Here is a 13084-nt window from a genome sequence, read left to right on the forward strand (position 1 = left end):
TGTATCAGTCATTACATGAGCGGTACGGGGTGAAATGCTCGATGACGGATGGGTATGACTGTTACCAGAATGCGTTGGCGGAGCGGGTGAACGGGTTTTGAAAGGAGAGTTATTGCTGCAAAGCCCGCAGGATTTGACGCAAGCGCGGGAAATGGTGCGTGAAGCAGTAGATATTTACAACGCAGAGCGGCCGCATCATGCGTTGAAATACAGAACCCCCGATGCGGTACATAGGGGGTTCTGAGTAGAGAAATGCTAGTTGAAAATGTGTAAACCTATTTCAGGACTAGACACAATGTGGGAATAAGGCTTAGATCGCCAGAAATCCGAGGATCAGAATGGGGCCGAGCAGGCTCAGAATAAAGCCGGAGACGATGGCTACCGGTACCACCTGAATGCCCCCTGATTTCTGGATGACCGGCAGGGTGAAGTCCAGCGCCGTGGCGCCGCCGTAACCGATGGCCGCCGAGGGGTGGCGTCGCATCAGGACCGGGATGATCAGAATGGCGATAAGCTCGCGCCCAAGATCGTTGATAAAGGCAGCAGAACCGAGCACCGGCCCCAGTTTGTCGGCCACCAGAATGCCGGAGAGCGAATACCAGCCGAAGCTGGAGCTCATCGCCAGACCATGGGCAAAGGGCATGCCCAGCAATTGGGCCGCCAGCAGGCTACCCAGCCAGCTGCTGAGGATGACGGTGGCGGCTATCTTCATCCCCCAGGGGTTGAGCAGGATCTGGCGCAGCCGCATGCCGGAGTTGCGCATCTGCACCCCGATGAGAAACAGCAGCAGCATCAGGGCCCACTCGCTCCATTTGTCGATGGGCAGGGCGCGGAGATCCACCAGTAGACCCAGCAGCACACCGCCGAGCACCACAAAGCAGAGCTGCAGGGATTCCCACAACAGGTGCAACTTGCCCGGCATCTTGGCATCGCTCGCCTCGTGGGTCGGCGGCGTACGCTTGTCGAGCCACCAGAGGGCCAGCAGGTTGCAGACCGTGATCGCGGTGAGCATCACCCCGGCGACCTTGAAGATCACCGCCAGATTGCTGCCCAGGTTCTCCACATAGGCAAGCCCGAGCCCCATCAGAAACAGAATGAGGTAGACCATCTTGCCCAAACTCTGGTTGACCAGCTTGATCAGTCGGGCAGAGGAGAGGGGAACCAGATAGCCGATTGCCAGTGGTAACAGGATCAGCAACACATTGAGCAGCATCGAGGCCTCGATCACAAAAACTGATAAAAACACCACCTTATCATTACTTATTGGCTCTGTGTCACATATCTCTCGCTTTCATGGCCAAAAACAGCCCTTTTAGGGGCGGATTGTTACTTTTTTGCCACAACCTCTCTGTTTGAAAAGGTTCTGTGCGAGCCCGAGTGCACCAATGAAATCAAGTTGATCCGATCGGGGGGCCGATATTTCGCTCGGCAAGGGGGTGCATAAAGCCATTTTGGTGCCGGTTTGGCACACATCACGCTTTTCTCTTGCCACTGATATGATTGGGGTATAAAAAGGCGGTATCGGAATAGCCATTGAAACGGCTGTTTATGCAAACAAAGTGCTGAAAAATACGCAAAGAGCGAATAAAAATAGAGCGAATCCCCTGAAGACCCTCGTTCTGTATTGTTTTTTCACTATCCGGGTGATATTTTCGCTGAAGGTTGCCATCGGTTAACTTTTTGTTAAATGGACGATGGTTGAGTCACGCCCCCTGCGGCGTCTAGGGACAGACAAGGTTGTAATGGATGAGCGACGTTGCCGCACTGGAAGTACGTGATCTGCACAAATATTTTGGCACCCACGAAGTGCTCAAGGGCATCGACATGACCGCCCACAAGGGGGATGTGATCTCCCTTATCGGCTCCTCCGGCTCGGGGAAGTCGACCTTTCTTCGCTGTATCAATCTGCTCGAAACCCCCTCATCCGGCACCGTCTCGCTCCATGGCGAGCTGATCCGGATGAAAACCAGCCGCGCCGGCGAGCGGTTGCCCGAGGATATGCGTCAGGTGGAGCGGATCCGCAGCCGACTGGCCATGGTGTTTCAAAGTTTCAATCTCTGGTCACACATGACCATCATGCAGAACATCATCGAAGTGCCGATCCAGGTGCTCAAGGTACCTCGCGCCGAAGCACTGGACAAGGCGGAGCAACTGCTCAACCGGGTTGGACTCTGGGAGCGGCGTGACTACTATCCCGGCCACCTCTCCGGTGGTCAGCAGCAGCGGGCCGCCATTGCCCGTGCGCTGGCGGTAGAGCCCGAGGTGATGCTGTTTGACGAACCCACCTCGGCGCTGGATCCCGAGCTGGTGGGGGAGGTGCTCGGCCTGATGCGCGAGCTGGCCGAAGAGGGGCGCACCATGCTGGTGGTGACCCACGAGATGTCGTTTGCCCGGGATGTATCGAACAAGGTGATGTTTCTGCATCAGGGGCGGGTGGAAGAGGAGGGCAACCCCAAGGAGATTTTCGCCCATCCCAAATCCGAGCGGTTCAAGCAATTCATCTCCTCCATCTACTGATGGTGGGATGCCTGGTTACCCAATCAACTGTTTTATCAAGGAGAGATACATGAACAAGCTGATGCTGGCGACAGCCGTAGTTACTGCCCTCGCGTCCGGTAGCCTGATGGCCAAGGAGTGGAAAGAGGTCCGGATCGGGGTTGAGGGTGCCTATCCCCCCTTCTCCTGGACCGAGCCCAGTGGCGAGGTGAAAGGTTTTGATATCGACATCGCCAACGCCCTGTGCGAAGAGATGAAAGTGAAGTGCACCCTGGTCAAGCAGGACTGGGACGGCATCATTCCGGCGCTGCTGTCACGCAAGTTTGACGCCATCATCGCCACCATGGACATCACAGAAGAGCGCAAGAAGAAGGTGGACTTCACCCAGAAGTACCAGCACATTCCGGCCCGCTTCGCCGCCAAGAAGGGCACTGATGTGCAGCTCGACAAAGCCTTTATGGAAGGCAAGTCCGTCGCGGTGCAGCGTGCAACCTCCATGGATACCTTTATTACCGACAACTTCCCCAATGCCACCATCAAGCGTTACGGCACCGCCGATGAAGCCTATCTCGATCTGAAATCCGGTCGTGTGGACTATGTGCTGGCCGACTCTGCCGCCATCACCGACGGTCTGCTGAAGAAAGAGGGCGGTGATGCCTTCGAATTCGTCGGCCCGAAACTGACCGATCCCAAGTGGTTTGGCGAGGGTGCCGGTATTGCAGTGCGCAAGGCTGACAAGGATCTGAAAGAGAAATTCAACGCCGCCATTCTGGCGCTGCGTGCCAACGGCAAGTACAAGGAAATCAACGACAAGTACTTCGAGTTCGACGTTTACGGAGAGTAAAACAAAGAGACGTTTACGGCGAGTAAGTCCAAAAACGTCTACGGCAAGTAACGACAGGTTGATCCCGTCAGTAGTCATCGGGCCCGTCACCTCCCTGAGGGAGTTTACGGGCCCGCATTGATTGCAATGGAGCTGCACATATTTCATTCGGACTGCTATGGAGCCTTCTGGTTAGCAGGTGCGTGAAGATTCAGTGGCGATGGAGCTGCATATGTTTGATTTGAAAGGATACGAAGCCTCGCTGCTGGAGGGCGCCTGGGTCACCCTGGAAGTGGCGCTGGCCTCCCTGCTGCTGGCGTTGCTGCTGGGGATGTTGGGGGCGCTGGCCAAACTATCTCCCTACAAGTGGGCCCGGGCCATCGCCACCGGCTACACCACCATCATTCGCGGCATCCCCGATCTGGTGCTGATGATGCTGCTCTTCTTTGGCGGCCAGGTGCTGATCAACGGCATCTGTACCTGGGTCAACGAGACTTACAACAGCTGGTTACTGGAGAGTAATCCCAATCAGGAGTGGGTCTCCCTGCTCCCGGACTATATCGACATCAGCCCCTTTGTGGCCGGTGTCGCGACCATCGGTTTTATCTTCGGCGCCTACATGACCGAGACCTTTCGCGGCGCCATTCTGGCGGTGGACAAAGGGGAGCTGGAGGCAGCACGGGCCTTTGGCATGCGGGCAACCCAGGTGTTTGTGCGGATCCTCTTCCCCCAGATGATGCGCCACGCTCTGCCCGGGTTTGGCAACAACTGGCTGGTGCTGCTGAAAACCACCGCGCTGGTCTCCATCATCGGCCTCGATGACATGGTGCGCAAAGCCTCGCTGGCGGCGGGCTCGACCCAGCAACCCTTCACCTTCTACATGGCGGTGGCGCTGATCTTCCTGATCTTCACCGCAGTCTCCACCTCGGCGCTCAAATGGGCCGAGCGTCACTATGCCATCAAGACGAGGTAAGCCATGTCGTACTCAATGCAGTCATCCGTTTACTGTGAGCGTCGCGGTGCCAGTGCCGAGCGTCACTACATCACGATGAAGACGAGGTAAGCCATGGATTTCTCAATCATTATCAAAGAGTGGCCCACCTATTGGGAGGGGCTCTATACCACCGTCTGGCTGGTGGCCCTCTCTCTGATCCTTGGGTTGATGCTGGCGGTGCCCATGGGTATCCTGCGCAATAGCCGTAACTGGCTGATCAAGGGGCCGATCTGGGCCTATATCTACTTCTTTCGCGGCACCCCGCTGCTGGTGCAGCTCTTTATCATCTACTACGGCGCTGCCCAGTGGGAGTGGCTGAAGAACAGTGCCGCCTGGTCGCTCTTCTCCGAAGCCTGGTTCTGTGCGCTGCTGGCCTTCACCCTCAATACCGCCGCCTATACCGCCGAGATCGTGCGCGGGGCGGTGCACAATATGCCGCGCGGCCAGATTGAGGCAGCCAACGCCTTTGGCATGACCCGCTGGCAGACCCTGACCCGGATCATTTTGCCCAACTCGTTTCGTCGGGCACTGCCGGCTTACAGCAACGAGGTGATCTTCATGCTGCAGGGCTCGGCGGTGGCGGGCATCATCACCATCGTCGATCTGACCGGCGCGGCGCGGATCATCAACTCCCGCTACTACAGTCCGTTCGAGGCGTTTTTGACCGCAGGGCTGCTCTATATGCTGCTCACCTTTGTCATCGTCTGGCTGTTCAAGAAGTGGGAAGCGCGCTGGCACGCTCACCTGCGCCCGCGTAATGTGTAAGGTGTGATCTGCCAAGATGAGCGAAAATGGCCCCGCCTGTTGCAGGCGGGGCCATTTTTTATCTTTATCCTACGCCCGTCCGGTTTGCCAAATGGCGGACGAGCAGGGAGAATGCAGCACTCCCGAGCGCCGCCAGCCGTTGGCTGCATGCCTTATCCCCCAGTTCCCGAGTCCCGAGGTTTTATGTACCGGATTTTGTTTGAGCATCCCGCTTTCCTGGTTATCGACAAGCAGCCCGGCATCGGCATGCACGACGAGAAGGGGGACGGGGAGTCGGTCAATCCGGGGCTGGTCAATCGCGTGAAGGCCGATACCGGGCTCACCCTCTATCCGGTGCACCGGCTCGACAAGATGACCTCCGGGCTGGTGCTGCTGGCTCGCACCACGGAGGCGAACCGCGCGCTGAGCATGGCCTTTGCGGCCCGTGAGGTGACCAAGCAGTATCTGGCGCTCTCCGATCGCAAACCCAAGAAAAAGCAGGGCTGGGTGAAGGGGGATATGCAAAAGGGGCGCGGTGGCAGCTGGATGCTGGCTCGCACGCTGGAAAACCCCGCCATCAGCTGGTTTGATTCGGTGTCGGTGCGCGAGGGGCTGCGGCTCTATCGCATCAAGCCCCAGACCGGCAAAACCCACCAGATCCGGGTTGCCCTCAAAAGTATCGGCGCCCCCATTCTCGGGGATGAGCGCTATGGCGGCACGCCAGCCGATCGCGGCTATCTGCACGCCTGGCGGCTCAGCTTTACCCTGGCGTGCGAGCCGTTCGATTTTGTCTGCCCGCCCGATGTGGGGAGTGAATTTGTCACTCCCGAGCTCACGGCAGCCATCGCAGCCCTTGCGCCCTGATGCTGATGCGCCCAGCGTCCGACGCCATTATCCATTCAGCGAAAGAGCGTGATCCTGACGGACGTGCACCGCGCTGGATCCTGGCCGACTTTGACGACACCCTGGCCCCCGGCGACAGCCACGCCGGTCTGCTGTGCTATATCCTGCGCCGCCGGATCTGGCCGCTGCTGCTGTTGCCAGTGATTGCGCTGGGTGGTTTGGTCTATCTTCTTCCCAGCCAGCGGCGGCGCGGTATCTCCCTTATCTGGTGGGCCATCTCGTTGGGACTTTCTCCTTTGGGCTGGCGCAAGCTGGTGCGCGCCTATTGCCGCACCAGGCCGGGGCTGTATCGTCAGGCTCGCGAATTGCTGCAAAGCGAGGGGGCGCGCTGCTGGGTGATCTCCGCCAGCCCCTGCTCGCTGGTGCGAGCCCAGCTCTATCAACAACTGCCCGGCCAGTTGCCCCACCGGATCATTGGCTCGCAGATGCACTACCGTTTTGGCGGCCTGATGCCGCGCTTCTATTGCCACGGCCAGCACAAGCTGTTGCCGGAGATCTGCGCCCTCGATGTCGAGCTGGCGCTTAGCGACAGCCTGCACGATCTGCCGCTGCTGGGGTTGGGGAAAGAGGCGTGGTTGATCAATCCGACGCCTGTGCGACTGCAAAAGGCCCGGGCCTGCTTGCCCCATCTGATGGTCAAAAACTGGCAACTGTAATGCAAAGCTGACAGCCATGCGGGTCGTCACCGTTTGATCCGCAAGGCTGCCGCTTGAATGTCACAATCTATTTACATATTTTGCTGCCAGCTGCGAAAAACTATCTGCAACCCGCCTCTTCTCTTCCTGCTATGCCCTGCTTCTAATGAAACAAGTTGTTAACACTTGCCGCGCCGCTGGGTGCCGCAATCCGTTTTAACCGAATCAAGAGCAAGGAGCGCCCGATGAATGCCACCTCTTCCGCCACCCATACCATCAATCCGTTAGGCACAGACGGTTTCGAGTTTGTCGAGTACACGGCCCCCGATGCCAAGGGGATTGCCGCCCTCAAGAGCCTGTTTGTCTCGCTCGGGTTTGCCGAGGTCGCCAAGCACAAACACAAGCAGTGCTGGCTCTACCGGCAGGGGGATATCAACTTCGTGGTCAATGCTGAGCCTCACTCCCAGGCGGAGCAGTTTGCCAGCCTGCACGGGCCGAGCGTTTGCGGCATGGCATTTCGGGTGAGCGATGCGGGCAAAGCCCAGCAGTACGCCATCGCCAAGGGGGCAAAGCCTTTTGTCGGCAAGATTGGGCCGATGGAGCTCAATATTCCCGCCATCTACGGTATCGGCGAGAGCACCCTCTCCTTTGTTGACCGCTATGGCGACAAGGGCTCCATCTATGACGTGGATTTTGTTTTCTACCCCGACTGGCAGGCCCGGATGGCCGAGGTGGATGCCGGTCTTATGGAGATCGATCACCTGACCCACAACGTCCATCGCGGCAATATGGATGTCTGGTCCAACTTCTACGAGCGGATCGGCAACTTCCGTGAAATTCGCTACTTCGATATCGAGGGCAAGCTGACCGGGCTGCATTCACGCGCCATGACCGCGCCTTGTGGCAAGATCCGCATCCCCATCAACGAGTCGGCGGATGACAAGTCCCAGATCGAGGAGTACCTGCGCCAGTACAAGGGGGAGGGGATCCAGCACATCGCCATGGCCTCCAGCGATATCTACCACACCATCCGCACCCTGCGCAGCCGCGGTACCGGCTTTATGCCGACGCCCGATACCTACTACGAGAAGGTGAACAGTCGGGTCGAGGGGCATCAGGAGGATCTGGCGGCCCTCAAAGAGCTGCGCATCCTCATCGACGGCTCCCCCACCAAGGATGGCATCCTGTTGCAGATCTTCACCGATACCGTGATAGGCCCGGTCTTCTTCGAGATCATCCAGCGCAAGGGCAACGAAGGGTTTGGCGAGGGCAATTTCAAGGCGCTGTTTGAATCGATAGAGCTGGACCAGATCCGCCGCGGCGTGCTGGGTGGCGCCGAGGATGAGAAGGGTGCCCGCAAAGAGGGAGCGAGCGATGCGTAACTGGATTAACTTCCCCCATCGGGAGGGTACTCACTCCCGGCAGGCCCATGCTGACCTGCCGGAGCAGGCCATCTATGAGCGCGAGCTAGGGCGCAGCGGCTTTTTCGGCCCGGCTACCCACATGCACCACAAGCATGCCCCCACCGACTGGAGCAGTTGGGAGGGGCCGCTGCGGCCACGGCTGTTTGACCTCAATGCCCTGCAAGAGGAGGTAAGCTCGCTCTCTCCCTGGATTGCTCCCGATATTCTCAGCAACCCCCACTGCCGCTATCGCATCTGGCGGCTCTCCGAGGCGATGCCGTTTCTGGTGCGCAACGCCGACGGCGACGAGCTGCTATTTATCCACGAGGGGGGCGGCGAGTTTTTCTGCGACTACGGCCACCTGACTCTGCGCGATGGCGACTACGTGGTGATCCCCCGCGGCACCATGTGGCGCATAGAACCCAGTGCGCCCCTGTTCATCCTGATGATCGAGGCGACCAACGATAGCTACCAGCTGCCGGACAAGGGGCTGGTGGGCAATCATGCCATCTTCGACCCGACGGCGCTCGATGTGCCCGCCATCAACGAGCGCTTTTTGGCCCAGCAGGATGAGAATCCCTGGTCGCTGCAGATCAAACGCCACGATCAGGTGTCGGTCATCACCTGGCCGTTCAACCCGCTGGATGCACAAGGGTGGCACGGCGACTTGTGCGTGGTGCGCCTCAACTGGCGGGATATCCGCCCGCTGATGAGCCACCGCTACCATCTGCCGCCGTCGGCCCATTCGACCTTTGTGGCGAGCCGCTTCGTGATCTGTACCTTTGTGCCGCGCCCCATCGAGAGCGATCCCGGCGCCCTCAAGGTGCCCTTCTATCACAGCAATGACGATTACGACGAGGTGCTCTTTTACCACGCCGGGGATTTCTTTAGCCGGGACAATATCGAGCGGGGCATGGTCACCTTCCATCCCGCCGGATTCACCCACGGCCCCCATCCCAAGGCGTTTGCGGCGGGGCAGGCCTATGCCAAGAAGTTCACCGACGAGGTGGCGGTGATGCTCGATACCCGCGATGCGCTGAACGTTGGCAGTCTGTGCGAAGGGATCGAGAACACCCGGTATGTCTCCAGCTGGCAGCGCCCGGACGCTGCTGCCGGCAAATAAGGAATCGCTTATGAAATTGGCAACATTGAACAATGGCAAGCGCGATGGCGCTTTGGTGGTTGTGAGCAGGGATCTGGCCCGGGCGGTGCGGGTGAGCGAGATTGCCCCGACTTTGCAGGCCGCCCTCGATGAGTGGGCCGAGGTTGCCCCCAGGCTCGAGGCTGTCTATCAGCAGCTTAACGAGGGCCGTGCGGTAGAGGCGTTCCCCTTTGATGAAGCGTCTTGCCTCTCTCCGCTGCCGCGCGCCTATCAGTGGGCCGATGGCAGCGCCTACGTCAACCATGTGGAGCTGGTGCGCAAGGCGCGCGGCGCCGAGATGCCGGAGAGCTTCTGGCACGATCCGTTGATGTATCAGGGGGGCTCCGACAGCTTTTTGGCTCCCCGTGGGCCGATTGTGATGGGTTCGGAAGAGTGGGGGATCGATTTCGAGTCGGAAGTGGCCATCATCACCGACGATGTGCCGATGGGAGTAAGCCCGCAGGGGGCCGCCAGCCACGTCAAATTGCTGATGCTGGTCAACGATGTGAGCCTGCGCAACCTGATCCCGGGGGAGCTGGCCAAGGGATTTGGTTTCTTCCAGTCCAAACCGTCCAGCGCCTTCTCGCCGGTGGCCATCACCCCGAATGAGCTGGGCGATGACTGGCGCGATGGCAAGGTGATGCTGCCCCTGCGCACCCATCTGAATGGTGTCCTGTTTGGCGCACCTGATGCCGGGGTGGACATGACCTTCAGCTTCTTCGAGCTGATTGTCCATGCCGCCAAGACCCGTCCCCTTGGCGCTGGCTGCATCATCGGCTCGGGCACCGTCTCCAACTACGATCGCAGCGCCGGTTCATCCTGCATCGCCGAGCGCCGCATGCTGGAAATTCTTGATTGTGATCAAGCTATAACCCCCTATTTGCAGTTTGGTGATAGAGTGTCGATCGCGATGGAAGATCGCTCTGGCCAAAACCTGTTTGGCACCATCTCTCAACAGGTGGTGCCAGCGAGCGGTCAGGGAGGTTGATGGCCAGCGCCGGTTGGCGGCAAGGATATTCGGGATATGTCCGGATCACGACGAGCCCTCAACCGGTGCCGGATACACAAGGAGGCAGGTGGTGAGCACCTGCCGGGCTTCGGGCCCAGATAAGATGCAGGGACAGATTATGTTGCAGTTGTTTGGCTATTGGCGTTCGTCGGCAAGTTTTCGGGTGCGGATCGTGTTGCAGCTCAAGGGGCTCGCCTACGAGCAGCATCCCATCAATTTGCGGCAAGGCGAGCAGAGCGAGAAGGCCTATCGCCGGATCAACCCCCAAGGGCTGGTGCCGTTTCTGGTGGATGGCGATGTGCAGATCGGTCAGTCGGTCGCCATCATGGAGTACCTTGACGAGACCTATCCAGCCTACTCCCTGATGCCCTCTTCCCCCGACGCGCGGGCCCGGGTGCGCCAGATCGTCAACATGATCGCCTGCGATATCCACCCGCTCAACAATCTGCGGGTGCTCAACTATCTGGAAGAACACTTTAGGGCCAACAACGAGCAGGAGGCCTGCTGGTATCGCCACTGGATTGACGAGACCTTCACTGCCCTCGAACAGCTGTTGATGACCACAGCCGGTGTCTACTGCGTCGGCAACGAAGTGACCCTGGCCGACTGCATGCTGGTGCCCCAAGTCTACAACGCCCGTCGCTACGACATGACCCTGAACGATTACCCCACCATCCGCCGCATCGTCGCCAACTGCGAACAGTTGCAAGCTTTTATCAAGGCGGCCCCTGCTAGTCAGCCGGACGCGCAACCCTGATCGGATCGCGCGATGCAGCATTTTGATGGCTAAAGCAGTGAATACTCATTGAGCCAGTGAGATGACTGGCTCGCTCACGAAATATGTTCGCGCTGTTGCCAAAACTCAGCCTGTGTTGTGAACCGCCATGGCTGTCATTCCTGAGTGTTGGAATGGCTGCCATGGTGGGATTGGCCTATTAGTTCTGCATATCCGTGATGTAATAGGTCACGGGGTATGTTGCCGGCTGTTTCATGTCCTGATTCACGAGCCCTACTTTTTTGGCATTTTCAATGTTGTAGGTTGCACGTCGACTCTCAGACGAGGTGATGGCCTTTAGCTCCTCTGCCGGAATTTTGGTGCAGGAGGAGTAAATGGTGCGAAAGAGCGAGTTGTATTTTTCAGCATCGTCCAAAATACGCTGTGCCTGATCCGGCTTAAGGTAATCATTGATTTCATTTGCCGCGGCAGCAGGATGAAGTAAGAAAGATGCCATTGGCATGGCATAACGCTGATTCGATGCACAGTAAATTATAGTTGCAGAAGAGGCCACATTTGATGCGTTAATCATATTCAGCTTCGTCGGATTTTTACGCAAAGCCTCGTAGGCCATATACCCGGAGTCCATATCACCGCCCCCACTATTGAGATATATGTCTATATTTTGAATGTTGCGATAATTGCCGTTAATTTCATCAATAGAGGATAACAGCCAGGCCACGGTCTGCGGGTCTATGCCTGCATTGAAGTAGATGGCTGCATTATCTACATCTGTGTCATTGACCGTATTTCCCTTGATGAAAAAAATGTTGGCGTGCACATGTATCGGTAATGCCAGAGCAAGCAGAATTAGTTTTTTTATCGACATAGATACCTCATGGATAACATATTTGGGGACACTTGGTTGCTGACAATATCACTATTTCAAATATCGGCATCTGAAAAAAGGATTGCTGTTAATTGATACTTACATTAATTCAGTGTCAGCTACCCTGATTTCGCCTCCACATGACGAATGCCATAGTGCCAGTTATGTAGCAGGGGAATACACCACCCCATTCTTCGATACGTGGTGCTCTATCAGAGCCTATGCTCACACTTGCAACGTCGGTTTTATGGGCCATGTTCTGATCGTCTGGGCGTTGTTTCCCAAATCAGCCAGCAAGTCATGACTTCCCCAGCCCCGGGTGACCGCTACACTCGGGGCTTTCTTACAAGCAGACCAAGGGTGTTCAGTTTGTTCATCGCGCTCACATACGCCATCACTTCTCCCACTTGACCATTGTATTTTCGCAGGGTGATTTGGCCTGCCATTAACTGTTTGAACCGGAACATCGCTGTCTCTGCCTGCGAACGAAGGTGATACCCCGACATCTTTTTCCAGTGCGCCAGCCCTTCCTTGCGCATCACCTGCACCGCCTCATTTCTCGGATGGCCCTTTTTCCATAGTCCTGCGTTTTTGCGAGGCGGGATACACGCCGTCGCCCCTTTACGCGTAATCAACCGATGGCTGGCTTTGCTGTCATAGGCGCCATCCGCGTAAACACGCCCCAGCTTGCGACGCAGAGGATTGAGCAAGGTCGGCAACACCTCTGCGTCATGCACATTCTCCAGCGACACTTCTGCCGCCACGATATCGTGAGTCACCGGGTCTACCGCCAGATGTAACTTGCGCCAGACTCGACGTTTCTCAGCGCCGTGTTTTCTGACTTTCCACTCGCCTTCGCCAAACACTTTCAGACCCGTCGAGTCGATAACCAGGTCGGTAATACGCCCCTTAGGGGGCTGCCGATAGGCCACCTTCACTGTGCGTGCGCGCTTGCTGACACAGCTGTAGTCCGGGGCACACAGCGGCACATTCATCAGCTCGAACAGGGAGTCGAGTAGCCCCTGAGTGGCTCGCAGCGTGAGGCTGAAAATCCCTTTGAGCATCAGAAAGGTACAGATGCTCTGGTCGGTGTAGAGCTGGCTGCGTCCCCGTTTTCCGTGATGGACTTGGTGGAACCAGTTATCCATTGCCTCGGCATCAACCCAGAAAGTGAGAGAGCCACGGTTGATCAGAGACCTGTTGTATTGAGGCCAATTGGTGATGGGGTGAAGCGCTTTACCCATGATGCAGACTTGAGGGGGATGGTGGTGATCAGATCACTGGGTTTTCAATTAGTTCCATTCAAGCTGCATCGATTTAGGAAACAACGCC

The 13084-nt window shown here is 57.6% G+C and carries 13 protein-coding genes and 1 pseudogene; 11 read left to right on the plus strand and 3 right to left on the minus strand.

Annotated elements, in window-relative coordinates; genetic code table 11:
- A pseudogene (locus tag AB5Y73_RS13310) lies at nucleotides 1-244 on the plus strand (integrase core domain-containing protein); the annotation flags it as partial.
- A gap of 66 nt (nucleotides 245-310) precedes the next feature.
- On the opposite strand, the gene AB5Y73_RS13315 reads toward AB5Y73_RS13310, so the two are convergent.
- Nucleotides 311-1213, minus strand: coding sequence for a lysine exporter LysO family protein (locus AB5Y73_RS13315; RefSeq protein ID WP_005352914.1), 903 nt, complete (start codon nucleotides 1211-1213; stop codon nucleotides 311-313).
- A 533-nt stretch (nucleotides 1214-1746) separates the two neighbouring features.
- Here AB5Y73_RS13315 and AB5Y73_RS13320 point away from each other — a divergent pair.
- The 10 genes from AB5Y73_RS13320 to maiA all read left to right on the plus strand — a co-directional run bounded on the left by AB5Y73_RS13320 (nucleotide 1747) and on the right by maiA (nucleotide 10905).
- On the plus strand, nucleotides 1747-2517 hold the full coding sequence (locus tag AB5Y73_RS13320; protein WP_107685043.1) for an ABC transporter ATP-binding protein: 771 nt from the start codon (nucleotides 1747-1749) through the stop codon (nucleotides 2515-2517).
- 49 nt (nucleotides 2518-2566) lie between these two features.
- Complete coding sequence (locus tag AB5Y73_RS13325; protein WP_005337307.1) at nucleotides 2567-3340, plus strand: ABC transporter substrate-binding protein; 774 nt, start codon at nucleotides 2567-2569, stop codon at nucleotides 3338-3340.
- 211 nt (nucleotides 3341-3551) lie between these two features.
- A complete protein-coding gene (locus AB5Y73_RS13330; RefSeq protein WP_005352911.1) occupies nucleotides 3552-4292 on the plus strand; it encodes an ABC transporter permease in 741 nt (246 codons plus the stop codon).
- A 93-nt stretch (nucleotides 4293-4385) separates the two neighbouring features.
- On the plus strand, nucleotides 4386-5078 hold the full coding sequence (locus AB5Y73_RS13335) for an ABC transporter permease (protein ID WP_043819275.1): 693 nt from the start codon (nucleotides 4386-4388) through the stop codon (nucleotides 5076-5078).
- A 183-nt stretch (nucleotides 5079-5261) separates the two neighbouring features.
- Nucleotides 5262-5921 carry a TIGR01621 family pseudouridine synthase gene (locus tag AB5Y73_RS13340; protein WP_107685042.1) on the plus strand — a complete coding sequence of 220 codons (660 nt, stop codon included), beginning with the start codon at nucleotides 5262-5264 and terminating at the stop codon, nucleotides 5919-5921.
- Nucleotides 5921-6616, plus strand: coding sequence for an HAD family hydrolase (locus AB5Y73_RS13345; protein WP_220128900.1), 696 nt, complete (start codon nucleotides 5921-5923; stop codon nucleotides 6614-6616). Before AB5Y73_RS13340 ends, AB5Y73_RS13345 begins: the two co-directional genes overlap by 1 nt.
- Nucleotides 6617-6840: 224 nt before the next feature.
- The gene (gene hppD, locus AB5Y73_RS13350) at nucleotides 6841-7977 is read left to right on the plus strand and encodes a 4-hydroxyphenylpyruvate dioxygenase (protein WP_107685041.1); all 1137 of its coding nucleotides are present in this window, start codon (nucleotides 6841-6843) and stop codon (nucleotides 7975-7977) included.
- Entirely contained in the window at nucleotides 7970-9121 is a 1152-nt protein-coding gene (locus tag AB5Y73_RS13355) for a homogentisate 1,2-dioxygenase (protein WP_107685040.1), read from the plus strand. Before hppD ends, AB5Y73_RS13355 begins: the two co-directional genes overlap by 8 nt.
- A 10-nt stretch (nucleotides 9122-9131) precedes the next feature.
- Nucleotides 9132-10127 (plus strand): fumarylacetoacetate hydrolase family protein, encoded by a 996-nt coding sequence (locus AB5Y73_RS13360; RefSeq protein ID WP_107685039.1) that lies wholly within the window; start codon nucleotides 9132-9134, stop codon nucleotides 10125-10127.
- Nucleotides 10128-10266: 139 nt separating this feature from the next.
- Nucleotides 10267-10905: a maleylacetoacetate isomerase gene (gene maiA / locus AB5Y73_RS13365; RefSeq protein ID WP_181497409.1), complete on the plus strand. Its 639-nt coding sequence runs from the start codon at nucleotides 10267-10269 to the stop codon at nucleotides 10903-10905.
- 178 nt (nucleotides 10906-11083) lie between these two features.
- Here maiA and AB5Y73_RS13370 read toward each other — a convergent pair whose 3' ends face one another.
- Complete coding sequence (locus AB5Y73_RS13370) at nucleotides 11084-11752, minus strand: ATP-dependent Clp protease proteolytic subunit (protein ID WP_107685038.1); 669 nt, start codon at nucleotides 11750-11752, stop codon at nucleotides 11084-11086.
- A 326-nt stretch (nucleotides 11753-12078) separates the two neighbouring features.
- The gene (locus AB5Y73_RS13375; RefSeq protein ID WP_107685037.1) at nucleotides 12079-12996 is read right to left on the minus strand and encodes an IS5 family transposase; all 918 of its coding nucleotides are present in this window, start codon (nucleotides 12994-12996) and stop codon (nucleotides 12079-12081) included.
- Nucleotides 12997-13084 lie beyond the last annotated feature (88 nt).

The sequence above is a fragment of the Aeromonas sp. s7(2024) genome (genome assembly GCF_040907825.1).
Classification (GTDB): domain Bacteria; phylum Pseudomonadota; class Gammaproteobacteria; order Enterobacterales; family Aeromonadaceae; genus Aeromonas; species Aeromonas veronii.